We start from the raw sequence: 21,900 nt of genomic DNA, 5'->3' as shown, positions 1-21,900 counted from the left end.
ATCGGCACGGGAGCCGGAACGGCGCGCCGGGATGGTTCCGCGCGGATCGGATGTCGATCGGGTCACGCTCGTCGCGCGGGTCGCAGGCAGACAGACCGGCCTCGTCCGGATGAAACAGGCATTCGGTCCGCGTCACTCCCGGCAGCCTCCACGGGATGCACACAACCGCTGCTCGAGGATCCGGACTCACCCCATGTGAACGTCTGGGCGAGTTGCTAGCTTGGCCTGAAACCGAGGCACCCGCCGGGTGCGAAGCGGCGGGACCGGTACGCGGGGAAGGGTCACCCATGGCATGGGACGAGTGGGAGCAGCTGAAGGCGGAGGCCGCCGGCCGGCAGTCGACCGGAATGCAGTTGAACCAACTCGACCCCGGCGGCGGGGGCTCCATGGCTCTGCCGGGGCAGACGGGCGACCTCAAGGTGGACCAGGGCGACCTGGCGAAGATCGGCAGCCAGGCGCACAGCCTCTACGACAACCTCTGGAACAAGGCCCGTGTGGCCGTTCCCAGCAGTGACAAGGCCGCCGGCGACCTGAGCGGCCAGGGCTTCGCGCTGGGCGGCGGGCTCAAGCACGTGTCGAACCGGTGGGAGGAGCAACTGAAGTCGCTCATGGACGCGTGCGCCCACATCTCCAACCACATGCAGGTCACCAAGAAGGTGCACGCCGGTGACGAGCACTACATCCAGCGGCAGGTGAGCAGCATCGAGACCCTGGACGCCGGATTCGACGAGCGGGCCGGCGAGCCGGGCAGGAAGAACCCGGCGTACGAGCCCAAGAAGTAGCGGCGCGAACACAGACGTACAGGAGAAACGACACCTCATGGATCTCGACGCGCTGCGCTTCGCCAACTTCACGACGCTCGACGAGGCCGTCTCCGACTGGGGCCTGCTCGTACGCCACCTCGTGGAGCTGAGGAAACAGGCCGAGGACGGACTGCACAAGGCCGCCAACACCGGGAACTGGGCCGGCATGAACGCCCAGGTCACCAAGGAGTTCGTCGGCAAGACCGCCGGCGAGTTCGGCGACGCCCACACACAGGCCAACACGATTCACAAGATCCTCGGTGACACCCGGGACGAGCTCCGGCAGTACAAGAAGGATCTCGAGGCCGCCATCACCCGGGGGCAGAAGAAGAATCTGACCGTCACCAGCACGGGCGGCGGCGGTTTCACCGTCACCATGAACATCCACCCGGACCGGGCGGCGAAGGGCACGTCCGTTCCCGAGCACAGCGAGAGTGACGTCACCGCGCTGCGCGACGAGGTGCAGGCGATCCTCCAGAAGGCCTCGGAGAGCGACGATTCGGCGAGCAAGGTCCTGACCGCGATAGCCGACCAGGCCAAGATGGGTTTCTCGGACGCCGACTACAAGGACCGCGACTCCGCGGCGGAGGCGGTCCAGGCCGCGGAGGACCTCGCCAAGATCGCGGCGAAGAGTCCCGAGGACCTCACACCCGCCGATTTCGACAAGATCAACGGCGGTCTGGAGAAGTACAAGGACGACCCGCTGTTCGCCGAGCGGTTCGCCACGCAGCTCGGCCCCGAGAAGACCCTCGCGTTCTGGCAGGGCGTCAACGACCCGGCCGTGAACCCGAACGTGGGCCGCGAACGGCTCGACAAGCTCGACGACCTCCAGCGCAATCTGGGTCTGACGCTCGCCACCGCCACGCAGAGCGACTCGGCCGACATGACGAGCTGGAAGGGCAACATGGTCAGGCTCGGCGACCAGCCCATCGGCCGGGACGGCAGCGGCCCCATGGGCTTCCAGGTCATGAGCAACCTGATGCGGACCGGCGACTACGACGACCAGTTCCTCAAGAGCTACGGCACCAAGCTCATGGAGACGGAACGCAAACTCACCGGCAACGGCGAGCACGCCAACATGGCGTGGCAGCACATGGGCATGGACCCGTGGCTCAACCGGATCGGTGACGACAGCGGCGACGACCCGCTGACCGGTTACCTCAAGGGCCTGTCCAACAGTCCGGACGCGGCGACCGACTTCTTCAACGAGGGGTACGTCTCCAAGGAGGAGTCCCCCTTCGAGCGCGACACGGACGACAACGGCAAGAAGGGGAAGGTCCCGCTCTCCACCTTCGAGTACCTGTTCGAGGAGCGGGAGTGGCCGCAGGAGAGCAACCTCAAGGGCGACGACGACAACACCGGCCGCAACAACCTCGCCCTCGCCCTGGAGGCCGCCACGACCGGGCACCCGGCGGGCGAGTTGCCGACCGCGGACACCCCGGCCCACAACGACGGGCAGACCAAGCTCTTCGAGTCCATCGTGTCCTCCGTCTCGGACGACAACGAACGGCTCACGAAGCACGGTTACATGTCCGACAGCATCGGGCAGATCACCTCGGAGTACCTGCCGGACATCAACCGGGCGATGACCGACGACCAGGACGAGGACACGAACAGGCTGTTCCCCGTCGCAGGCAGCTCCGCCACGCTCAACCACCGTGACGTGAACGCCCTGCTGGTGACCGTCGGACAGAATCCCGAGGGGTACGCGGCCGTGGAGGTGGCCAACAAGTCGTACATGGCGAACCTCATGGACTACCACATGAACCCGGACCTGCCGGCCGACGCCCGGTACTCGAACGACACGCAGTTCGCCGTCGAGCAGGTCGCGCACGGATCGGGCGAGGTGTCCGGCACGCTGGCCATCGGCCGCCAGGAGGCGGTCGCCGGGCCCGCAGAGGAGTCCGACAAGAAGTTCGACCAGTCCGTGGGCCAGTGGAAGAACGCCATCTCCGGAGGCATCGGCACGGGTATCGGCGTCGGCACGTCGTTCATCGCCAGCCCCATCGGGGGCGCGGTGGCCGGCGGCGTGGCGGACACGGCGAGCAGCATGGTCCTGGAGGCCCTCTTCAAGGACGCCGAGGGGCACGCCAAGGACGACGCGGGCGGCGTCATGGGCGAGAAGTGGGAGAGCGGCCTCGACCAGAACGCGGGGTACACCGAGGCGGCCGTGGAGAACGCGGCGAAGGCGCACCACCGTGACGACCTGATGGACGACAGCATCGACGAGAAGGCCCGCGCGGCCGCCCAGGAGGGATTCCGGGCCGCGGGCACGAACACCGACTTCATGTCCCCGCACCTGAAGACGGACATCTGATCGCATGTCCGGGTGCGGCGTCCGCCGCGTCCTCCCCGCCCCAACCCCGAAAGGCTTCTCGCGTTGTCTGTCCGTGGAACTCTCCGGCGCCACCGGTTCATCGGCGCGGTCGTCTCCCTGTCGGCCTCCGTCGCCCTCGCCTCCACCCTGTCGGCGTGCTCAGGCGACGACCCGCCCGAGAAGGCGTACACCGTGCCCACGTCGCTGTGCGGGATCCCCGTGGACCCCGCACTGGTGAAGGCCGCGCTGCCCGGAGGCGACTCCATCTCCACGGCCGCCTCGAAGCCGAACGGCGGAACGACCCGCTGCAGCGTGTCCGTGGACGGCAAGGCTGCCCTGAGTCTCACCCAGGCATGGTGGAGTGAGGGGCAGACCACGGCGACGGTCTCAGAAGGATACGCGGACACGGACGACGGAACGCTGTCGGACGACGGCCGATTCGTCCACACCGGGAAGGCCGCCGTCGGCAAGACCGCCTCTTCCTGCACGTCGTCGGACCAGCCGGAACAGGACCTCTACGCGGTGGTCCAGGTCCTCGACTCCGGCGTCGACGACGAGGCAGCCATGAAGAGCCTGATCACCGACTACACCAAGGCGGTCGAGCGGTCGGCGGCCTGTCGGTGACCTTGCCTCGCGGCGAGGACCGGCTCCCCGGAGCGCGCGGAACGCCCGTCCGGCTCCCCCGGGGCCCCGGAGACCGGACCCCGGCCCCGGGTCCCCGTCCCGCGGTCCTCACCCATCAGGCATGACGGAGGCTGTGCGCCGTCGGCTTGACCCTCACGTCGCGTGAGGCTGGAGTGTGGAGCGCATGAGCGACTACTACAACGCGTTCGAGATGAGTCCCGTACCTCCTCCCGGCCCGGACGCGGTTCCTCCGGAGCTGTTCCACGGCATCTACGGAATGCCCGCGTTCGTGTCGGTCCCCACGGACGACCTGGCCGCGTCCGTGGACTTCTGGACGCGTGGACTCGGGTTCTTCGAGCTGTTCGGCATCCCCGGCACGCTGGTGCATCTGCGACGGTGGGCCTTCCAGGACGTGCTCCTCGTCTCGGCGCCGAGCGTCCCGGAGCGGCCACCAGCGATGAGCGTCAGCTTCTCGTGCATGCTCAGCCAGGTCGATTCCCTGGTCAAGGCCTGTCGCGAGGTGCGCCCGGACTCGGTCGACGGCCCACGGGACACCCCCTGGAACACCCGCGATGTCGAGGTGATCACCCCGGAGAACGCGCGGATCGTCTTCACGGCGGCCAAGCCCTACGATCCGGCCAGTCAGGAGGCACGGAACCTCGAAGCCATCGGGATCACCGCGCCCGACGTCGACCCAGGAGAGAGCGAGGAGCATGCTTGATGCCACTGACAACGGCGGCCTGACAGTCGGCCAGGTCTCCACGCGCCTGGGCGTGACGGTCCGCGCACTGCACCACTGGGACGACATCGGGCTGGTGCGGCCGTCGTCGCGCACCGCCGCCGGCTACCGGCTGTACACCACGGGTGACCTGGAACGCCTGCACCGCGTCGTCGCCTACCGTGAGACCGGCCTCGGCCTGGACAGGATCCGAGCCGTTCTGGACGACTCGGCCACAGACGTGCCAGGTGCGTTGCGCGCGCAGCGTGCCCAGGTCACCGAGCGGATCGAGCGCCTCCAGCAGCTCGCCGCCGGGCTGGACCGGATGGCCGAAGCCCACGAGCGCGGGCTGCTGCTGACCGTCGAGCAGCAGACCGAGGTCTTCGGCCCCGGGTGGGACCCGGACTCACCCGCCCGAGCCCGTTCGCGCTACGGAGACACGACGCAATGGCGGCAGTACGCCGAGCTCTCGGCCACGCGCGGTCCGGACGAATGGGCTGCCGTCGCCGACGCCGTGGCCGGCATCGACCGTGCTCTCGCGGATGCCATGGACGCCGGTGTCGAACCCGGTGGCCGGGAGGCGAATCAACTCGTCGAGCGGCATCGCGACGTCTTCTCTTCGTACTTTCCCCTGACCAGGCAGATGCAGGTCTGCCTCGGCCGCATGTACGAAGCCGATGCGGGATTCGCCGCCCACTACAACGGCATCCGTGCCGGCCTCGCCTCGTGGTTCCGCCGGATCGTCGATGCCAGCGCACGCGCTCACGGCATCGACCCCGACACGGCGACCTGGCAGTAGAGCGCGGAAGTGAACGCGCCGGGGCCCCGGCCGGATTCATGCCGGCCGGGGCTGGGCTTCCGGAAAGGGCGTGGTCAGTGGTGGCCGTGAGCGGTGTCGGAGGCTCCACCGAAGAGCCGTGCGACAGCGCGGAAAGGCAGGGTCACGACGGTGGCGATGGCCCCGCCGATGGATCGAAGAACGTCCGCGATCGCCTTCAGCATGTGATTGACCTCCCTCTCGATTTCACTGCGGTTCCGCAGTGGGTTGCTCATAACGCTGGTACCCGGCTCAGCCACGGGGAAACGCAGCGATTCATACGGCGGACGGAACCGGCGAACCGGGATCTACGACGAGACGGGCCACGGTAAATCGACTGCCCTCCGAAGACGAGAGGACATCCGTTATCGCTCGATGGCTTCCCCGCCCATCGCAACAGCCAATTTCCCCCGATGGGCAATTCACGTCGACAGTCCCCGGCACGCATCCCCGCACACGTACCGATGCGGAATTCCGCTGCTTCCACAGAGGGCGTGCCCGATGTCCTGCGCTGCCCTTTCGAAGGGCGCGCCGCTGGTGCTCGCACAGCAGCCCGGGCTCTCCATGCGGGCCCCCTCGCGGACGAATCCCAGCCCGCCCTGTCCGGCCCGCGAACGGCCGCCGCGGCGCCGGAGCGCCCCCGGCACGGATGAGCCGGGCCCCGGAACGTCTCCGGGGCCCGGCCCATACGGCGGTGCGGGGTGTCAGTGGCGCTGGTGACCCTGGTAGTAGCCGCCGACCTGCTGGTGGTATGAGGCGTCTCCGACGTGCTTGTCCTTGTCGAATTCAGGGGAGCCCTTGATCTGCTCCTTGGTGAGGTCGACATGGATCTTCCGCTCCTTCTGGTCGACCGTCTTCACCGTGCCGGCCGGCAGCAGCACGTGCTTGCCGAAGATCCAGACACCGGTGTCGACCACCAGGTAGGAGGAGTTGACGTCGTCGGAGTGCTTGTCGACCTTGCCGATGCTGCCGTCGGTGGCCTCGACCTTGTATCCGACCAGGTCGCTGCCCGCGGTGTGGCCGGCCGTCGGCTGATATCCCCAGATTCCGTCACTCATAAAAAGCTCCCTTTTGAGAAATTCGTGGATCGCAGGAAAACACACCTGGATCTCCGGTTCAGCGCCATCGAATTCGGTGGCGCGCTCTCAGGACAGCGCGTGCCCCTCTTCCCGGACTCCACACATCGTGGACCGGATTCCTTTGAAATGGGGACGCCGCGAACGGAGTCTGCATACGAAAACGGGTGGCCACGGCATATGCCGTGGCCACCCGTCAGGGAATTGTGGCGGATGACCTACCAGCGATACCAGCGGCCCCGCTTTCCACCGCCGGCAGCCGGGCGGATCACGAATCCGAGAACCCATACGATCAGCACGATCACGGCGATCCACCACAGAGCCTTCAGCGCGAATCCGGCACCGAAGAGAATCAGGGCGAGCAGAAGAACGAGAAGAACGGGAACCATTGTCATCAACCTCCGACGCTCTGGTGCCCCTGGAGGCATCTCCTAATCCCTCCGCACCGGCACGCATCCCCCGAAGGCGCGCGGAGGTGCCGGGAGTGCCCTCCCCGAGCGCTCTCAAGGACGCCCTTCCCACCCGTGGCGGCCGTTCGGCAGCGCCGTGCGTGGGAAGCGAGGTGCGGTGTTCAGTCCCGGGGCAGCAACGTCCCGAGCGGCCCGAGGTCGAGGTTGAGGTCTTCCGGACGGACCCCGTGCTGCTCGCAGAGCTCCCCCATCCGCTGTTCGAGCAGCATGAGCGTGGTACCGATCTCCTCCACCTGCTCGTCGGTCAGGTCCCCCTGATCGACCCTGCGGATGGCCTGCTTCTCCATGAGCTGCCGCAGCAGTTCCACCACCGTCAGGACGAGGGCCACCAGATCGCGTCCCATCTGCTGCGAGTCCAGGTCGACGCGCGACTCCGTCACAACGGGCCTCCGTCACTCCACGGTGCGGGAACACGCTCGTTGACCGACGAGAGCAGTGCGTGCAGCGACAGCCTGATGAGGGGGACATCGGCGATGGCGATGACCAGGTCGCCACTGACCACCACACCGGTCGCCAGCACGCGGTCCAGCAGGTCGACGAGTGGCACCCCGATCGGTCCCAGCAAGGGTTCCGGGTTGTCCCACGGCACCACATCGTGCGTCACCGTCACACCTCGCCGACGAAGGAGTAAGGCACCCAGGGCCCCGAAAGCTCGATCTGTGCACCCGTGCTCTCCTCGAGCGTCTTCACGAGCAACGCGATCTCGTCCGCCCGCTCGTCGGCGACGAGGTAGGTGGCGTTGAGGACGTGCAGGCGGGGGTCGCCCGACAACGCCGCGTCGTGGGTGCGGAGGCGGCGGCCCGCCGCTGCGACTCTGCGGAACTCGCCGTCCACCGACTCCGCGATGTGCAGTGTCTGTTCATGGTGCCGTTCACGTTGCTCCTGGGCACCCCGCTTGCGTTGGAGATAGGCGGCGCCGGCGCCGGGAGCCGGAGCAGCACGGCTCGGGGCGGCGAGCCGCACGGGGGTTTCGGACGCGGAGGCGGGCAGGCCGTAGACCTTCACGCCCCATTCAGCGTGGTGTGAGACGCGCTTCAGCGCCGCGTGGAAGCGGCCTGCCTCCTCGGCCAGGCAGCTCCGGGCCCGGTCGTCGTCGTGGTAGAGCGTGGCGAGGGGCAGCGGGACGACAGCGCCTGCGGCTGCAGCGGCGGACACCACGGCGTGGTGGGCCCGCGCGTAGCGCTCGAGGTCCTGCCGGTCGGATAGTCGCAGCTGCCAGACGTCGTCGGTGAAGTCCGCGGCAGGAACGCTCTGGACCACGGCGGTGAGCAGGTCGCAGGGCAGCAGCCGGACCTCACCGCCGCCCGGCATGCCGGGCATGCCGGTGAAGTCGAGAGCGCTCGTGGCCCGTGTGCTGCGGCAGATGGCGAACACGTACGTGGCACCTTCGCCCTGGCCCAAGGACGAGCCCGGAGAACCCGAGGCCGTCATCCCCGCCCGCCTTCCGTCTTCCGGCCGGTCTGCTCGTGGGCCGGGTGGCCACGAGCCTCGTCTGCGGACGACTCGAGCTCTCGGAGGCGCGCCTTCAGTTCGCGGTTCTCGTCCTTCAGGGCGTTGCGCGAGGCCTTGGAGCTCAACGCCGGGTCGGTCTCCCACCAGTCGATGCCGGCCTTCTTCGCGGTGTCGACGGAGGCGACGAAGAGGCGGAGACGGATCGTGAGCAACTCGATGTCGAGCAGGTCGATCTTGATGTCCCCGGCGATGACGATGCCCTTGTCCAGGACCCGTTCGAGGATGTCGGCGAGGTTGGTCGTCTGGGGGCCATTGGGCGCCGGCTGTCCCGCCGGGCGGAATTCGAGGTCGGTCACCGCGCCGCCTCCGCCCTGCGCCTGCGGCTCACACGCTTCCGGGGCGGCTCCTCCGGCTCCTCGTCATCCTCTTCGTCCTCGTCCTCTTGGTCCTCGTCGTCCTCATCCTCATACTCGTCCTCTTGCCCGTCGGCTGCTTCGTCCTCTTCTTCCTCGTAGCCGTCTCCGTCTGCCTCGTCCTCGTACTCGTCGTCCTGGCCTCCCTCGGACTCCTCCTCCGCTTCCTCCTGCTCGACGGCGTCCTCGTGCGAGACGACGACCTCGCCGTCGCGGATCTCGCCGCGCCATCCCTCCGGCTCCTCCTCGGTGAGGGTGACGTAACGCTGGAAGAGCTTGAAGTCCAAGCGCATGCGGCGCCCTTGGACACGCCAGAGGTTGCCCGTCTTCTCGAAGAACCCGGACGGGTAGTACTCCACGACCAGGATGATCCGGGTCAGGGTCGGCCCGAGTTCATGGAAGCTGACAGCTCCGCGGGTGGTGCCCTTGGCGCCTTCGGAGGTCCACACGATCCTGTCGTCCGGCACCTGCTCCTGGACCGTGGCCTTGAAGCTGCGCGAGGAGGGACCGATCTTGACCTTCCAGTCACTCTCCACCTCGTCGCTGGCCGTGACGCTGCGGACACCCTTCGCGAAGCTGTTGAACTGGTCGTACTGCGTCCAGGCGTCGTAGGCCGTGCGCAGCGGTACGCCCACGTCGAGGACCTCGATGATGTTCATGGACTTGCCGCCGCTGGACCCGCTCTTGCCTCCTCCCCCTCCCCCCACGAGGTCCTTCGCCTTGTCCACGACCTTGTCCTTGGCGCCCTTCGCCTTCTCCGAGACGAACGCCTTCAGCGGGGACTCCCCCTTCAGCAGGCGCGAGCCGATGGAGGGCAGGGAGCCGCTCTCGGCGACATCGCCCAACTGGGTCGTGAGATCGGTCAGTTTGCCGCCTGCCTTCTCCGCGACCTTCTGCACCTGCGCACTGGCGTACTGCGACAACTCGTCCTTGAGGCGGCCGACGCCCGACTCCTGCGACCCGCCTGTGTTCTTGACCATGGCCGATTACCTCCGGCTGTCGGAGCGCTTGGCTGACGCCGTCTTCCTGGCGGCGGACTTCTTGGCGGGGGCAGCCTTCTTGCCCGGGGACTTCTTGGCCCGGGCAGCGGACCCGGGAGCGTCGTCCTTCCGGGACGTGGCCTTCCTCGCGGGGGCGGCGGGACCCCTGCGCCCTGCACGCGGGTCCGAAGTCTCCTCCGGCGGCTCGTCCTCCTCGCGCTCCTCGCCCTCGCCCTCGTCCTCGTCCTCGTCCTCGTCCTCGTACTCGTCCCCGTACTCGTCAGCGTCCTCGTCGTCCGCTGTCCCGCCGAGACGCAGCGTGCGGTCGCTGATGCCGTCCGCCAGGGTGGCCAGGCCGCGGTTGGCGACAGCGGCCACCGCCTGACGGCCGACGTCCAGGACCTCGCCCCTCAGCTGTTCCTGCAGTTCCGCGAACTGCGGAATCTCTGCGAGCCTGCGCATCCCCTCAGCCGCCAGCTGGCGGGGGCCGAGCCCGAACCGCCGGCCCGCCAGATAGGTCGCGACGCTGATGGCGAGCCGGCCCTTCCTCGTCCGGCCCAGCACGTACCCGCCGACCACGGCGGCCGCCAGCGCAGCCTTGGCTTGGTCGTCCATTTGTCTCTTCACCTTCCGTAACGGGTGCCGGAACGCGCCTGAGCGGCGTACAGCCGGTCGAGCAGTTTTTCCTCTTCCGCTTCGAACTCGTCGATGTCGATGAGCCCTTCGTCGAGCTCCCGGTTGAGCGCTGCTAGCTGAGCGCGGACCACACCGGGGTCGTACAGCTCACGTTCAGCGGTCTCCTGGAGCTTCTCGGCGACCCACACGACGCCACGGGCCGGAGCGAGGGGCAGGAGCAGCAGTCCCGACACGAGTCCCATCGGTCAGCCTCGACCGGTCGGTTCCAGCGGGCTCCGGGAGCCTGAGGTGCCGACGAAGCTGTAGCAGGGCAGCGGGCCTGCCAAGCGGATCTCGGCGTGGTCGCGACGAGCTGTCGCGAGACGCTCCGCCGCCGTGCGGAACCGGTCGCTGTGGGTCCGGGGGACGAGGAAGGACATGTTGAGCGCGCAGCCCTGGACTTCGGGTCCCGCGGCAGCCGCACGAGCGAGTGGGGCGAGCTCGCGCAGCACCTCCCTGCCCGCCTCGGACGCTCGCCGGGCAAGCTCGGACGCCACTGCTTCGCCCAGGCGCACGCTGGCCTCGTAGCCGGGGCGTCTGCGTGCTTCGTCGCGCAGACGCCTGACCGTGGCGCTCTCGGCCACGACCAGAGCGAGGGACCCGGGCGCCTCCAGCGCCTTGACGTTGATCTCGACGTGGCCGTCCAGTCGCTCCAGGGTGTCGAGGTGACCGGGCTCCGCTGCGGCCAGCTGGGCGATCAGGCCGTCCTCGTCCGGCGCCACCATGCCGAAGCGCATGGGCAGGACCGGGCCCTGTTCTGCCAGGGCCATCAACAGGTCCTGGTGGGCCAGCAGATCGCGGCGCCGGGCGCGCAGCCGCGGCGGAGCCTCGCTGACGACCGCGGCCACCGCCCCCGCGTCGACGGTGCGCGGCGTCGCGGGCGGATCGCCCACGCCCACCGCGCCCTCGGGCAGGACCGTTCCCGCGCGCACCACCGCGTAGACGTAGAGTCCTTCGTCGTTCACAACTCACACCTCGGCTCGACGGCGTCGGCTCGTGCCGCTCTCGCTGCGCGCGGGGGCCCGTCGCCGCCTGGGACGCTCTTCCTCTTCCTCTGCCTCATCCGTGTCGTCGTCGTCGCGCCCCACGGCCTTCCGTACGGAGTCCCCGACCGATTCCGCGGCCTTGCGCACCTTGCGCTTGCCGATGGACTTCGCCGCACTGCCACCGAGCAGTTCGGGGACGGTGGTGCTGCCGGAGTCCCGCTCGAGATCGAGCCGGTTGCACGCTTCGGCGAAACGGAGGTAGGTGTCCACGCTGGCCACGACTATGCGGGCGTCGATCTTGACGATCTCGATACCGACCAGGGAGATCCTCACGAATACGTCGATCACCATGCCCCGGTCGAGAATGAGCTCCAGCACGTCGTACAACGTGCCGGCGCGGGGCTGGCAGGGGACGACGCCATCGGCGTAGGTCGTGGTGGTGGTCACGGGGAGGTCCTTCCAGCTGTCGGACTGTCTCGGTTCACTCGTCTGCGGCGCCTCGGCGGTAGCGGCGTACACGGCGGTACTCCAGGAGGTCTCCGGACTCGTCCAACTGCACCTCGTAGGAGGCGAGCAGACTCGTCGTGTCCGGAATCCGCGCCACCTCGAGGACGTCGACCACCACGCACCAGCCGTCGTCGGAACGCCGTACCGCGGAGACACCCTCCGCTGCGTAGCCGGTCAGTCCTTCGAGGCTGTGGCAGGCAGCCCGAGCCGCGTGCTCGGGGCCCTTCTTGGACGCGGTCCCCTTCCGGGACTTCGTCGTGCTTGCGGCCCTCTGCGAACGTTGGTCTGCCATAGCGACCAGTCTCGCCACATCCAGGCGCACCGCATCTCGAGAGGACCGGTGGTGCTACACGGCCCTCCCCCGGGCAGGTCCACCGGTCGTGGGATCGCCGTACCAGCCGGCACGGCTCCCCGTCCCGCGCCCCGCTCGGCCTGCCCGTCCCCGCGACGACGAGCGGGAAGCACACAAGCGGGGCGGTCACCCTGGCGGACGCCCGTGCCGGCTCCTGCCGGTCGTCAGCCGGTCCGGCCCCACCGCAGGTCAGCGGTGCGCGGGCTGAGGGGGTTTCGACAACCGCACCCCGTGTGAACAGGCGGTCTCCGGGCAACGGCGGTAAGGGCGGACATGCCGCCGCAGCTGACCCGGGAGACATCGTGACGTACACCAGAGATCGTGCACACCAGCTGCGGGACGGCCTTGAGCACGCGATAGGCGACTACATGGTGGCCGTGGCGGGTGCTCTGCTCGTCGAGGACCTTCCGGTGGCGTCGGTCTCCGCATACGGAGACTTCGACGACCCGAGCCAGGACGCCTTCGAGGGCGACGTGGAGGGGAGCGTCGAGTTCACCCGGTCCTTCGGGCGGCTCCACTTCGGTGACGGCGGGGAGTCCGGCCTTCTGTGGTGCGGTGTCTCGGGCTGGTGCTTCTTCCGCATTCCCGAGGGCTCCGGTCGCGCTCTCCTGCAGTCCGCCCGCTGGATGGGCGGCGGGCTCGTTCCCGTGCCCGGCCGTGTCGCGGCGTTCCTCTCCGAGGTCCAGCTGGACGCCGCCTCCGCGGGGAGCGCGGAGCGGCCCTTCTACCGGACTGCGCACAGCAGGCCGGATGACCTGCTCCGACGGCTCCGTGTCTTCGACGTGGAGGAGGAGAACGACGGACCGGCAGCCGACCGGTTCAGCCGGCTGCGGAGCCAGGCCTACACACGACGTGCCATGAGGGCGTGCGTCGCCGGGAACCAGCAGATCGTCGGCCTGGCGCTCCACGCCGGTGAGCTGAAGGCCCTGGGAGACCTGCTGGAGTACGTCGAGGGAGGCACCGCGCAGGACGAGCTGCGCGAACTGGCCCGTCGCCTGTCCCGTGACCTGTCGTCGAGAGCGCGTGACGGCCTCGAGAGCGTCCACGTTCACCGCGAAGCATTCGAATACGCGGACGAACAGCGATAGCGGACAGCATCTCGCGCCCGAACGGTCCGCCGATGTCTCCCAGAGGGCCGGGCGGAGGGCCGGGCGGAGGGCCGGGCGGAGGGCCGGGCGACATCGACGGCTCCGGTTGCCGTGCGGAGGTCAGGCCGGGTGCCTCTCGATCGCCTCGGGCATGCTGACCGTGATCTCGTCACCCAGGCGCTCGAACTCCCGGCGCAGGAAGGGGTCCGCGAGCCGCGCCAGGCCGTGGAACCGGATCGTCGCGCGGTAGGTGATGACCGTGGACTCCCCCTCGGCCCGGAAGCCCAGGTCGTCGCGCGAGGTGGCGGTCCGGTTCTCGCCCACGAAGACCACGTGGTCGTCCGTCAGCGTGACCAGGCGGTACCGCAGCTCCGTACGACGACCGCGGAACACGGAGACGTTGTGCCACTGCGCGCCTTCGGCGAGGGGCCCGCTGTCGATGCGGTCGCACTCCTGAGTCCCCGGGTCCCAGTCGACCGCATGGGAGAAGTCCGCCAGATAGCGCACCACCTCGGCCAAGGGGCGCTGGACGGTGACCTGTCGTTCCACGTGGACCACGGTGACTTCCTTCTGAACGCTCGCCGATGGCGAGGGGTGGGGCTGATCCTCATGTGGCGCCGCACGATCCTCATGTGGCGCCGCGTACGGCGCTGTTCCTACGTCCCCGGCCGACGGAAGCGCGCCGTGGCCCTCTGCGAGCCACTGCGCACGCCTGCCCTCGCCTGCCCTTCGATGCCGGTGAACGGGCGACGGCGGCCGTGACGTCCGAGCCGCCGGTACAGCAGTCATCCCGCTCATGTACCCGCTGTACGCGCTGTGAGGCCGGAGTTCACCCGGCCCGCGCGCGAAGGGGGAAGCCGCGGGCCGTGAAGCGGTCGGGTCGCCCCGGGCGCCATGACCGCACCCGGGGCGGTCGGCGGGACGGGCGTCGGTTCGACCCGTCCGGCACGACCTCAGCCGGTCAGTTGCCGGAGTCCTGCTCGTAGTCCTGGGAGCACTGGTCCCTCTCGCTCTGCGAATCGGCGTGCCGGACGCAGTCGTTGAAGTCCTTGAACTCATCGGAGTTGAGGATGGACGCGCCGATCGCGATGATCACGATCGACCCGATCAGTCCCAGCGCGCCCAGCACGGCGCCGACGATCGACAGCTTCCCGTGCGGTGCTCTGCCGCCACGTGCCCGGCGGGACCCGATGATGCCGAGGACGAGCGCGAGCAGGCCGAGGAGGATGCCGCCGAAGACGGTCCAGAAGAGAAGCACCGCCACGATGCCGAGCACGAGTGCGGCGATCGCGAGCCCGTTGCTCCGCGTCGCGCCCCCGCTCGACGGGGTCCGGCCGTAGTCGCCGGGCGTCTCGGGGTGGTTGGCGAAAGACATGTCGTTCCTCCCGTGCTGCTTCTGCGCCGCCGAGCTGCGGCCCGTGCCGTGTGCCCCTTCATCGGCCCCGAATGCCTGTGTCGCCCGCCTGTTAGCGGTGCGTAGGGTTCCGCTTGTCCGGGCTCCTGAGGGACACGCAGGCCGGGGGTGTGCACCCGGTGCAGTCGGGCCCGGCGCGGAACCCGCTGTGCGGGCTGCTGGTGGGTCGGCGCGTCGGCGCCTCCGCCGACGACGCGGTGCTCGCGTATCTCCTCATCCTGCTGTTCGCCTTCGCCATGTCGTGGGCCGGCGCGCCCATCGGGCTGATGGCCCGCAGCGTGGAGGTGGCACAGAGCGCCGGGCTGCTGTGGCTCTTCCCGGTGACCTTCGTGTCGTCGGCGTTCGTGTCGACGCTCACGATGCCGGGGCCGCTGCGGACGGTGGCCGACTGGAACCCCGTCTCAGCCACGGCGACGGCTGTCCGGAACCTCTTCGGCAACCGGGCGCCCGGTGGTGTCCCGGTGAGCGACGCACGGCCAGTCGTGCACGCCTTGCCGTACGCACTCGACTGCGCGCGCCTGACCACGGGTGTCTCCATGTCACCGGCGGTGACGCGCTCTCTCCGGGTGGCCCTTGGGTGAGGGCACTCGCGCAACGGGAGGGAACCCGGCACCTCGGCGGGCCGGCGACCCGCGCCCTGGCGGTCAGCCACCGCGCCGCCGCCCGGGCCGGGTCGGCGTTCCTGGAGGTAGCTTGGTAGGTGAGCCTCTCCGAGGAGGGCGATCCGATGCCGTGGTTCGTATGGCTGCTCGCCGCTGCGGCACTGGGTGTCGCAGAGTTCTTCACCCTGACACTGGTCCTGGGGCTGCTGGCGGGCGCGGCGCTGGTCGCCGCCCTGGTCGCTGGTGTGGGTGTCGGGGTATTCGGCCAGCTCATAGCCCTGGGTGCGGCAGCGGCTGCGGGGCTGGCCATCGTCCGTCCCGTCGCTCTGCGGCACATGGCACAACAGCCCGTCACACGTGAGGGCAGTGACGCGCTGATCGGCAAGCGGGCCGAAGTCATGCGGGAGGTCACCGCGACCCGCGGCCTGATCAGGCTCTCCGGCGAGGACTGGTCCGCCCGTGCCCTCGACGAGAGCCTGGTGATCCCGGCAGGAACGCTGGTGGACGTCATGGAGATCGAAGGTGCTACGGCCGTCGTCTACCCGCGCGAACTCCTTCCGTGACCGGCCCTGACCGGATCTGACCGGCCCCTGACCGGCTGAACGCATAGCAACGGAGGCAGCGGCGATGGACCCAGTTGTCATACCCATCCTCGTGGCGGCCATTGTCGTGATCTTCCTGGTGGCCGCCACCGTACGAATCGTGCCGCAGGCGCGCCGTTACAACATCGAGCGGTTCGGCCGGTACCGCAGGACGCTCCAGCCCGGCCTGAACCTGGTCCTGCCGGTGGCGGACCGCGTCAACTCCAAGCTCGACGTGCGTGAGCAGGTCTACTCGTCCGAGCCCAAACCGGTGATCACCGAGGACAACCTCGTGGTGAACATCGACACCGTGCTCTACTACCAGATCACCGACCCGCGATCGGCTGCCTACGAGGTCGCCGACTATCTGCACGCGATCGATCAGCTCACCGTGACCACGCTGAGGAACGTCATCGGCAGCATGGACCTGGAGGGGACACTCACCTCGCGTGAGGAGATCAACGCCCGGCTACGCGCGGTCCTCGACGACGCGACCGGCAAGTGGGGCATCCGGGTCAACCGCGTCGAGATCAAGGCCATCGATCCGCCGAACACCATCAAGGAAGCGATGGAGAAGCAGATGCGGGCCGAGCGCGACAAGCGCGCGGCCATCCTGCACGCCGAAGGGGAGCGCCAAGCCAAGATCCTCACCGCTGAGGGCACGAAGCAGAAGGACATCCTGGAAGCGCAGGGCACGCAGCAGGCCATGATCCTTCGGGCGGACGGCGAGGCCAAGGCGGTGGAACACGTGTTCCAGGCCGTCCACCGCAACAACGCCGACCCGAAGGTCCTGGCCTACAAGTATCTGGAGACGCTCCCTCACCTGGCGAGCAGCGACAACAACACGTTCTGGGTGATCCCGGGCGAGTTGACCGAAGCGGTGCGGACCGTCACCAGAGCCTTCGGTGACGAGCCCCCGGCGGGTGCTCCCGCCTCCGTGCGGCCGGAGGAAGGCGCTGTCACCGACAGTGACGGCGCAGCGGACGGGGACGGGATGCCGGAGCTCGATGCGGGCTCGGCCTTCCCGCTCGACGCCGCCAGGGCTACTGACGAGGCCGAGAAACAAGCCGCCGCCGCGGTGAGCGACGCCAAGGCCGAGGCCGAGGCCGCACAGTCACCCCAGGTCCCGCACAGGGGGCAGGCTTCCGACGACTGAGCCGAGCCCACGAGCCCACCTGGGCGTCGGCGACGAACCCCCGTCCGGGACCCCGGGGAGCACCACCGGTCCGCCGGTCCCGTCGAGGACGGTCGGGCGGCCGAGGCCGCCCGGCCGACGCGGCAGGCCTTGGCACCTGAACCGCCGGACAGAGCTCAGACGCAGGCGCCCGTCTTCGGAGCGCAGAACTTGACCTGCGGGTAGCGCGTGGACCGCTTGTTCAGGAGGGGCTGGGGCCGATGGCGCAGGTGCAGGTCGAGGAAGGCGCGGGTGTACCTGCGGGTGATCTCCGAGGCGCGGGCCGCCGGCAGATCGGCGCCGATGTCGATTCCCAGTTGCTCGGCCAGAAGTCCGACGTCGGTGAAAGAGGCGTGTTCGGCCCCTTCCACCACGAGCCACCGCTTCCACCCGGTCAGGCGTTGCCAGTCGCGTTCCCAGGTGGCGGCGGCGCCGCCTCCACTGCCCGGGCTGTACTGGGACTGCCTGCCGAGGAAGAGGAACGGCCGGGACAGACCGCTGTCAGGGATCGGTACCTGGGTCGTGCCGTCGATGTCGATGCCTGCGCGTACCCGGGGGTCCGTCACCATGGACGTGACGGCGGCGGCGCCGCCGACGGAGTGGCCCGCCATCGCGATCCGTGACGGGTCGATGAGCCGGGAGCCGTCCCATTTCGCGTGCGCGGCCGTCAGTTCACTCAGTACGAAGGAGACGTCGGCGGCCCGGCTCGTGACCAGCCGGTTCCAGAACGCTTCGTCATGCGGGACCTCGCAGGCAGCGCAGGTGGCTACACGACCGTCCGGAAAGGTGGTGGCAACGCTCTCGTAGGTGTGGTCGATCGCGGCCACTGCATAGCCGTGGCTCGCCAGGTCCTCGGCGAGGGAGGTCAGCGTGGTGCGCGGCTTGGTGAAGCCGGGAGAGAGAACGACCAGTGGCAGACTCCGCGTGTGCCCTGCCGGTCGGGCGTCGGCGAAGGCGTTGGTCCGGGTCGTGCTCAGCACGTCCGACGGCACGCCGGTGATCCCCCCTTCCTCGAGGAGCAGTTCGGACTCCCTCGGGGTCATGTACTGTGCCCGCCGCCCGCCCGGCGAGGCCGTCGGATACCACAGGGAGACCATGAGTTCGCGCGCGTCGACCCCGGAAGCCCAGGGATCAGGACGGGAGTTGTCCGTGACGTGCAGGGACGTGGTGCCGACCGCACGAGGCCCGGTGGGCCTGGGCAGATACGGTGCGCCGCCCGGGCCGTCGGCCGCCGCGGCGGGAGGCCCGCCCAGGCCGACGGCGAGCGTGAGCAGCGCGGTGGCGACGGTGAGGCCACGGCGGAAGAGCGCAGGGTTCACGGGTTCGTCCGTCCTCCGCTCGGGGCGGGCGGGGCCGTCGTCGTACGGGCGGCTCACCTCACGAAGTTCGATCACCGGCATGGGCATGAAACGGCTCCTCGGGTAAGGCGGTCGGACGCGTGAACGTTAGGAGCGGGACCGGCTGTCACGCGTCAGCCGCCCGGACCCGTTGCGGTACCGCGCTGGGACGATCCCCGGAGACGTCATCCCTGCGAAGTAGGCGGGTGATGTATCCGGTGCGAGGGAGATGGCCGCAAAGGCGGAGACCGCGGGTCAGCGCGGCAGCAACAATGAACCGGTGATGAACGTGCGTACGGGGCTGGAGCGGCTTCAGGAAGCCGCGCGTCGGACGGCCCGCGAGGTATGGGTCGCCGGCGGTCCACCTTTGCGGCCCACCAGGCGCGCCTGGCAGTTCGACGTGCTGGTGGCGCTGACGATCGGTGTCGCCACCGTCTACTACGGCGTCGACAACGCCGACAACGTGGTGGTGCGGGAGATCGCGCCCGGCGTGGAACGCGTCATCACGCGCCCGAACGGACCCGGCGGCATGGCCTTCATGGTGGCCCTCGCGTTCATCGCGTCGAGTGCCCTCGTACTGCGGCGCCGCTACCCGCTCGCCGTGCTGTGCGTCGTGACGGCCGCGACGCTGGCAACGCCTCAGAGCGTCCTGCGGCTGACCTTCTACGCGTACGTCATCGCCGTCCACAGCGCCGCCGTGCACAGCCCCTACCGGACGGCGACCCTGGCAGCACTGCCGGTGTCGGTCCTCCTGGTCAGCGCCTCGGGGAACACGGTGACACCCATCGTCCCCAACGAATACATCGCGCTGCTGATCCTGGTCCCGATGGCCGTGGCGTCCGTCGGCCTGCGCACCTGGAAACTCCGGACCGACGAGGGGCGCACCCGGCTCACCGCCCTGGAACGCGAACAGTCCCAGGTCCTGCGCCGGGCCGTCGAGCACGAGCGGGCCAGGATCGCCCGCGAACTGCACGACGTCGTCACGCACAACGTCAGCGTCATGATCATCCAGGCGGGCGCCGCACGCAAGATCATGACGGCCTCCCCCGCGCAGGCCGACGAGGCGCTGCTCGCCGTCGAGGCGGGCGGGCGAGCGGCCATGACCGAACTGCGCCACGTCATGGGACTGCTCACCATGGCTGACGAGGGCGAGGTGACGACCGTGGACGGTCCGTCCACGGTGCCGGCTCCGCAACCTGGCCTGGGCCAGCTGGAAACACTGGTCAGACGGGTCCGGAACACCGGGCTGCCGGTCGACCTGGCAGTTGCCGGCCCGCCGTGTCCGCTTGCACCCGGCATCGAACTGGCCGCCTACCGCGTGGTGCAGGAAGCTCTGACCAACACGGTCAAGCACGCTGCCGGCGCCACGGCTGCCGTGACCGTCGAATACGGTCCGGGCCGACTCCGGGTAGAGGTCACCGATACCGGAGGGCACGCGAGTGCGGGCGCAGCCGCAGGGAACGGCCGGGGGCTGATCGGCCTGCGCGAGCGACTCGCCGTCTACGACGGAACGTTGGACACCGGCCGGAGTCAGACCGGCGGCTACCGCGTGGAGGCACTGATCCCCTTGGAGACACCGTGACCGAGCCGCTGCGTGTGCTCCTCGCCGACGACCAGACTCTCGTCCGCACCGGGTTCCGGCTGATCCTCGGTGCCGACGGCATCGACGTCGTGGCCGAGGCGACCAACGGGGCCGAAGCCGTCGACGCCGTCCGACGCACCAGGCCCGACGTGGTGCTGATGGACGTCCGCATGCCCGAAATGGATGGTCTGGAGGCCACCCGCCGCATCCTCACCGGCATGCCGGGCGAGCCCCGGATCATCATCCTGACCACCTTCGACCTCGACCGGTACGTCTACGCGGCACTCTCGGCAGGAGCCAGTGGCTTCCTCCTCAAAGACGTCACCCCCGAGTACCTGGCCGCGGCCGTCCGCACCGTCCGTACGGGCGACGCCCTCCTCGCGCCCGCCATCACCCGCCGCCTCGTGAAGCGTTTCGCCCGGCACGGCAGCGACACCGCCGCCCTCCACCGCGACCTCGCCTCGCTCACCCCCCGTGAGCTGGAGGTCCTCGGCCTGCTGGCCCGGGGACTGAGCAACGCCGAACTGGCCGCCCACCTCCACCTGGCCGAGACGACCGTCAAGACCCATGTCGCCCGCATCCTGGCCAAGCTCGGGCTCCGCGACCGCGTCCAGGCCGTCATAGTCGCCTACGAGACGGGGCTGGTCAGCGCCGGGGCGGGCGAGGCCGCCGACCGGTCGTAGCCCGGGACCGTGCTCTGGGACCAGCAGACGGAACTCGCGCCTGTCCCTGTGGACCAGCACGGCTGTTCGCACCGTTCCGGGACGCTCCAACCGGCGGATCGTGAATTGTCGGCCGTCGATCAGTCGGCCGAGAGCGCTGTCGGCCTTCGCGTCGACCGATCCAAGGACGAGAGAGCACGACACTCGAAGCGCCACGTCCGCCACGCCGCCGCAGGCGGACGACGCTCGCAACACGCCCCGGTGAAGTCACGTTTCCCGGGCCGGCCGGAGGCGTCCGGTCTCGGTCAAGGGCGCATTGCGGCCCTCACCCGTTCAAGATCCCCGGACCGTGGTGACCGTCACCGCACCCGACCTGCGTGGACCGAACAGCTAGCATCAGTCCACCCGCTGAGGTCCGATCGAGAAGGCGATTCCGCGCGATGTCCGATGACGCATACCTGTTCCTTCTTCCTGACCGCCGACCTCGGCTGGGTGCGGCCCTGGCTGCCGTCGGGTTCCTGGAGTGTGCTGACACACCAGCCGTCCTGGGATGGCTGCAGGCCCATGGGGTCTCAGCGGTCTCGGAGCAGGTCAGGATCCTCCCGGCCGACGCCAGGATGTTCATCCCGGAGAACGCGGAGTGCCTGCCTGTTCCACTGGGTGAGGCAGAAGCGCGGCGGGTGCGTCAGGAGTGTGCGCCTCAGACCGTCACGGACGTGGAGAGTGAACTGCTGGAGTTCCGGGAGACCACTCAGGACTGGGAAGCCCTCGTACACCGGGCCCTGACGGCCGGCGTTCCGGCTCCGCGCATCGCCCAACTGACCGGTCTCGATGCTCAGGACATCGGCCGCCTGACGATGTGAGCGTTCGGCGACACCGCTTGTCAGGCTCGGTCGTCCACGTCCCGTGGCCGACCGAGCCGGCTCTGCACCGCAAGGACGGCGCCCTGGCTACGGCGGACCTGCTCGACAGCGGCGACGAGATCCCGGACCCGGTGTTCACCTTCAGCGACGAACTCGCCCTGGGGCATCGGATCCACAGTCCGGACGACGAGGTCCCCCCCTCGGACCTCACGGCCCCGCACCGCTTGGTGATACGCGCCGGTGCAGCCCAGCGGCCCGGGCCCTCCGGGCGACGAGCTCGGATCACCCTCGCCGACGTGGCGCGGCACGCGACCCGTCACCTCCGCACGTGACGGCCGTGCGCCGTGGGTCCGGCGCGCCAAGAGCGGTCTCGGCCTCCAGCCGGGAGCCTCCGTTCCACACGTACA

Annotated in this window: 28 protein-coding genes and 1 pseudogene; 13 read left to right on the top strand and 16 right to left on the bottom strand. The window is 69.3% G+C overall.

All coding sequences use genetic code 11. The annotated features are described in order from the left end of the window. Positions 1-287 precede the first annotated feature (287 nt). The 5 genes from ACIRJR_RS11965 (at position 288) to ACIRJR_RS11945 (ending at position 5,261) form a co-directional block, all read left to right on the top strand. Positions 288-782, top strand: coding sequence for a hypothetical protein (locus ACIRJR_RS11965; protein WP_403777697.1), 495 nt, complete (start codon positions 288-290; stop codon positions 780-782). 37 nt (positions 783-819) lie between these two features. Next, entirely contained in the window at positions 820-3,120 is a 2,301-nt protein-coding gene (locus ACIRJR_RS11960; RefSeq protein WP_403777694.1) for a hypothetical protein, read from the top strand. Positions 3,121-3,183: 63 nt separating this feature from the next. After that, positions 3,184-3,744 (top strand): hypothetical protein, encoded by a 561-nt coding sequence (locus ACIRJR_RS11955; RefSeq protein WP_403777691.1) that lies wholly within the window; start codon positions 3,184-3,186, stop codon positions 3,742-3,744. 184 nt (positions 3,745-3,928) lie between these two features. Further along, complete coding sequence (locus ACIRJR_RS11950) at positions 3,929-4,465, top strand: VOC family protein (protein ID WP_403777688.1); 537 nt, start codon at positions 3,929-3,931, stop codon at positions 4,463-4,465. Then, positions 4,458-5,261: a MerR family transcriptional regulator gene (locus ACIRJR_RS11945; RefSeq protein WP_403777684.1), complete on the top strand. Its 804-nt coding sequence runs from the start codon at positions 4,458-4,460 to the stop codon at positions 5,259-5,261. Before ACIRJR_RS11950 ends, ACIRJR_RS11945 begins: the two co-directional genes overlap by 8 nt. A gap of 74 nt (positions 5,262-5,335) precedes the next feature. On the opposite strand, the gene ACIRJR_RS11940 is transcribed toward ACIRJR_RS11945, so the two are convergent. From ACIRJR_RS11940 to ACIRJR_RS11880, 13 genes are all read right to left on the bottom strand, one after another. Then, positions 5,336-5,464 (bottom strand): LPFR motif small protein, encoded by a 129-nt coding sequence (locus tag ACIRJR_RS11940; protein WP_267883626.1) that lies wholly within the window; start codon positions 5,462-5,464, stop codon positions 5,336-5,338. A gap of 519 nt (positions 5,465-5,983) precedes the next feature. Continuing rightward, entirely contained in the window at positions 5,984-6,337 is a 354-nt protein-coding gene (locus ACIRJR_RS11935) for a PRC-barrel domain-containing protein (RefSeq protein ID WP_403777682.1), read from the bottom strand. Between the two features lie 236 nt (positions 6,338-6,573). Beyond that, a complete protein-coding gene (locus tag ACIRJR_RS11930; protein ID WP_328557525.1) occupies positions 6,574-6,744 on the bottom strand; it encodes a hydrophobic protein in 171 nt (56 codons plus the stop codon). A gap of 182 nt (positions 6,745-6,926) precedes the next feature. Further along, positions 6,927-7,205, bottom strand: a complete 279-nt coding sequence (locus ACIRJR_RS11925; RefSeq protein ID WP_403777679.1) for a gas vesicle protein K — start codon at positions 7,203-7,205, stop codon at positions 6,927-6,929. After that, positions 7,202-7,429, bottom strand: a complete 228-nt coding sequence (locus tag ACIRJR_RS11920) for a gas vesicle protein (RefSeq protein ID WP_403777676.1) — start codon at positions 7,427-7,429, stop codon at positions 7,202-7,204. Before ACIRJR_RS11920 ends, ACIRJR_RS11925 begins: the two co-directional genes overlap by 4 nt. 2 nt (positions 7,430-7,431) lie before the next feature. Beyond that, positions 7,432-8,256 carry a GvpL/GvpF family gas vesicle protein gene (locus tag ACIRJR_RS11915; RefSeq protein ID WP_403777673.1) on the bottom strand — a complete coding sequence of 275 codons (825 nt, stop codon included), beginning with the start codon at positions 8,254-8,256 and terminating at the stop codon, positions 7,432-7,434. Continuing rightward, on the bottom strand, positions 8,253-8,633 hold the full coding sequence (locus ACIRJR_RS11910; RefSeq protein WP_403777670.1) for a gas vesicle protein: 381 nt from the start codon (positions 8,631-8,633) through the stop codon (positions 8,253-8,255). The genes ACIRJR_RS11915 and ACIRJR_RS11910 overlap by 4 nt, the downstream gene beginning before the upstream one ends. Further along, positions 8,630-9,670 (bottom strand): SRPBCC family protein, encoded by a 1,041-nt coding sequence (locus ACIRJR_RS11905; protein WP_403777667.1) that lies wholly within the window; start codon positions 9,668-9,670, stop codon positions 8,630-8,632. Before ACIRJR_RS11905 ends, ACIRJR_RS11910 begins: the two co-directional genes overlap by 4 nt. Positions 9,671-9,676: 6 nt before the next feature. After that, the gene (locus ACIRJR_RS11900; RefSeq protein WP_403777664.1) at positions 9,677-10,285 is read right to left on the bottom strand and encodes a histone protein; all 609 of its coding nucleotides are present in this window, start codon (positions 10,283-10,285) and stop codon (positions 9,677-9,679) included. 8 nt (positions 10,286-10,293) lie between these two features. Beyond that, on the bottom strand, positions 10,294-10,548 hold the full coding sequence (locus tag ACIRJR_RS11895) for a gas vesicle protein GvpG (RefSeq protein ID WP_403777661.1): 255 nt from the start codon (positions 10,546-10,548) through the stop codon (positions 10,294-10,296). A gap of 3 nt (positions 10,549-10,551) precedes the next feature. Then, positions 10,552-11,310, bottom strand: a complete 759-nt coding sequence (locus ACIRJR_RS11890; RefSeq protein ID WP_403777658.1) for a GvpL/GvpF family gas vesicle protein — start codon at positions 11,308-11,310, stop codon at positions 10,552-10,554. A 3-nt stretch (positions 11,311-11,313) separates the two neighbouring features. Continuing rightward, the gene (gene gvpJ, locus ACIRJR_RS11885; protein ID WP_403777655.1) at positions 11,314-11,778 is read right to left on the bottom strand and encodes a gas vesicle protein GvpJ; all 465 of its coding nucleotides are present in this window, start codon (positions 11,776-11,778) and stop codon (positions 11,314-11,316) included. A gap of 34 nt (positions 11,779-11,812) precedes the next feature. Continuing rightward, on the bottom strand, positions 11,813-12,130 hold the full coding sequence (locus ACIRJR_RS11880; RefSeq protein ID WP_403777652.1) for a gas vesicle protein: 318 nt from the start codon (positions 12,128-12,130) through the stop codon (positions 11,813-11,815). A gap of 362 nt (positions 12,131-12,492) precedes the next feature. Between ACIRJR_RS11880 and ACIRJR_RS11875 the strand changes: the two genes are divergently transcribed. Continuing rightward, positions 12,493-13,278, top strand: a complete 786-nt coding sequence (locus tag ACIRJR_RS11875; RefSeq protein WP_403777649.1) for a hypothetical protein — start codon at positions 12,493-12,495, stop codon at positions 13,276-13,278. A gap of 120 nt (positions 13,279-13,398) precedes the next feature. On the opposite strand, the gene ACIRJR_RS11870 is transcribed toward ACIRJR_RS11875, so the two are convergent. Together ACIRJR_RS11870 and ACIRJR_RS11865 are read right to left on the bottom strand one after the other, a co-directional pair. Beyond that, entirely contained in the window at positions 13,399-13,836 is a 438-nt protein-coding gene (locus ACIRJR_RS11870; RefSeq protein ID WP_403777646.1) for an SRPBCC family protein, read from the bottom strand. Positions 13,837-14,239: 403 nt separating this feature from the next. Continuing rightward, positions 14,240-14,653 carry a DUF4190 domain-containing protein gene (locus ACIRJR_RS11865; RefSeq protein ID WP_403777643.1) on the bottom strand — a complete coding sequence of 138 codons (414 nt, stop codon included), beginning with the start codon at positions 14,651-14,653 and terminating at the stop codon, positions 14,240-14,242. A 185-nt stretch (positions 14,654-14,838) separates the two neighbouring features. Between ACIRJR_RS11865 and ACIRJR_RS11860 the strand changes: the two are divergent. The 3 genes and pseudogenes from ACIRJR_RS11860 to ACIRJR_RS11850 form a co-directional block, all read left to right on the top strand. Beyond that, positions 14,839-15,273: pseudogene (locus ACIRJR_RS11860) on the top strand (ABC transporter permease); the annotation flags it as partial. Between the two features lie 146 nt (positions 15,274-15,419). Next, on the top strand, positions 15,420-15,857 hold the full coding sequence (locus tag ACIRJR_RS11855; RefSeq protein ID WP_403777641.1) for an NfeD family protein: 438 nt from the start codon (positions 15,420-15,422) through the stop codon (positions 15,855-15,857). A gap of 64 nt (positions 15,858-15,921) precedes the next feature. After that, positions 15,922-17,031, top strand: a complete 1,110-nt coding sequence (locus ACIRJR_RS11850; RefSeq protein ID WP_403777638.1) for an SPFH domain-containing protein — start codon at positions 15,922-15,924, stop codon at positions 17,029-17,031. Positions 17,032-17,186: 155 nt separating this feature from the next. On the opposite strand, the gene ACIRJR_RS11845 is transcribed toward ACIRJR_RS11850, so the two are convergent. Then, entirely contained in the window at positions 17,187-18,455 is a 1,269-nt protein-coding gene (locus ACIRJR_RS11845) for an alpha/beta hydrolase family protein (RefSeq protein ID WP_403777635.1), read from the bottom strand. Positions 18,456-18,669: 214 nt separating this feature from the next. Here ACIRJR_RS11845 and ACIRJR_RS11840 point away from each other — a divergent pair, with 214 nt between their 5' ends. The 4 genes from ACIRJR_RS11840 (at position 18,670) to ACIRJR_RS11825 (ending at position 21,825) form a co-directional block, all read left to right on the top strand. After that, the gene (locus tag ACIRJR_RS11840) at positions 18,670-19,968 is read left to right on the top strand and encodes a sensor histidine kinase (protein ID WP_403777632.1); all 1,299 of its coding nucleotides are present in this window, start codon (positions 18,670-18,672) and stop codon (positions 19,966-19,968) included. Then, positions 19,965-20,651: a response regulator gene (locus ACIRJR_RS11835; RefSeq protein ID WP_403777629.1), complete on the top strand. Its 687-nt coding sequence runs from the start codon at positions 19,965-19,967 to the stop codon at positions 20,649-20,651. The genes ACIRJR_RS11840 and ACIRJR_RS11835 overlap by 4 nt, the downstream gene beginning before the upstream one ends. Before the next feature lie 419 nt (positions 20,652-21,070). Further along, complete coding sequence (locus tag ACIRJR_RS11830) at positions 21,071-21,493, top strand: DUF6003 family protein (RefSeq protein ID WP_403777626.1); 423 nt, start codon at positions 21,071-21,073, stop codon at positions 21,491-21,493. Beyond that, entirely contained in the window at positions 21,490-21,825 is a 336-nt protein-coding gene (locus ACIRJR_RS11825; protein ID WP_403777623.1) for a hypothetical protein, read from the top strand. Before ACIRJR_RS11830 ends, ACIRJR_RS11825 begins: the two co-directional genes overlap by 4 nt. Positions 21,826-21,900: the final 75 nt, after the last annotated feature.

The organism is Streptomyces sp. NPDC102402 (genome assembly GCF_044765765.1).
Taxonomy (GTDB): domain Bacteria; phylum Actinomycetota; class Actinomycetes; order Streptomycetales; family Streptomycetaceae; genus Streptomyces.
This window is presented reverse-complemented; position numbering and strand designations above follow the sequence as displayed.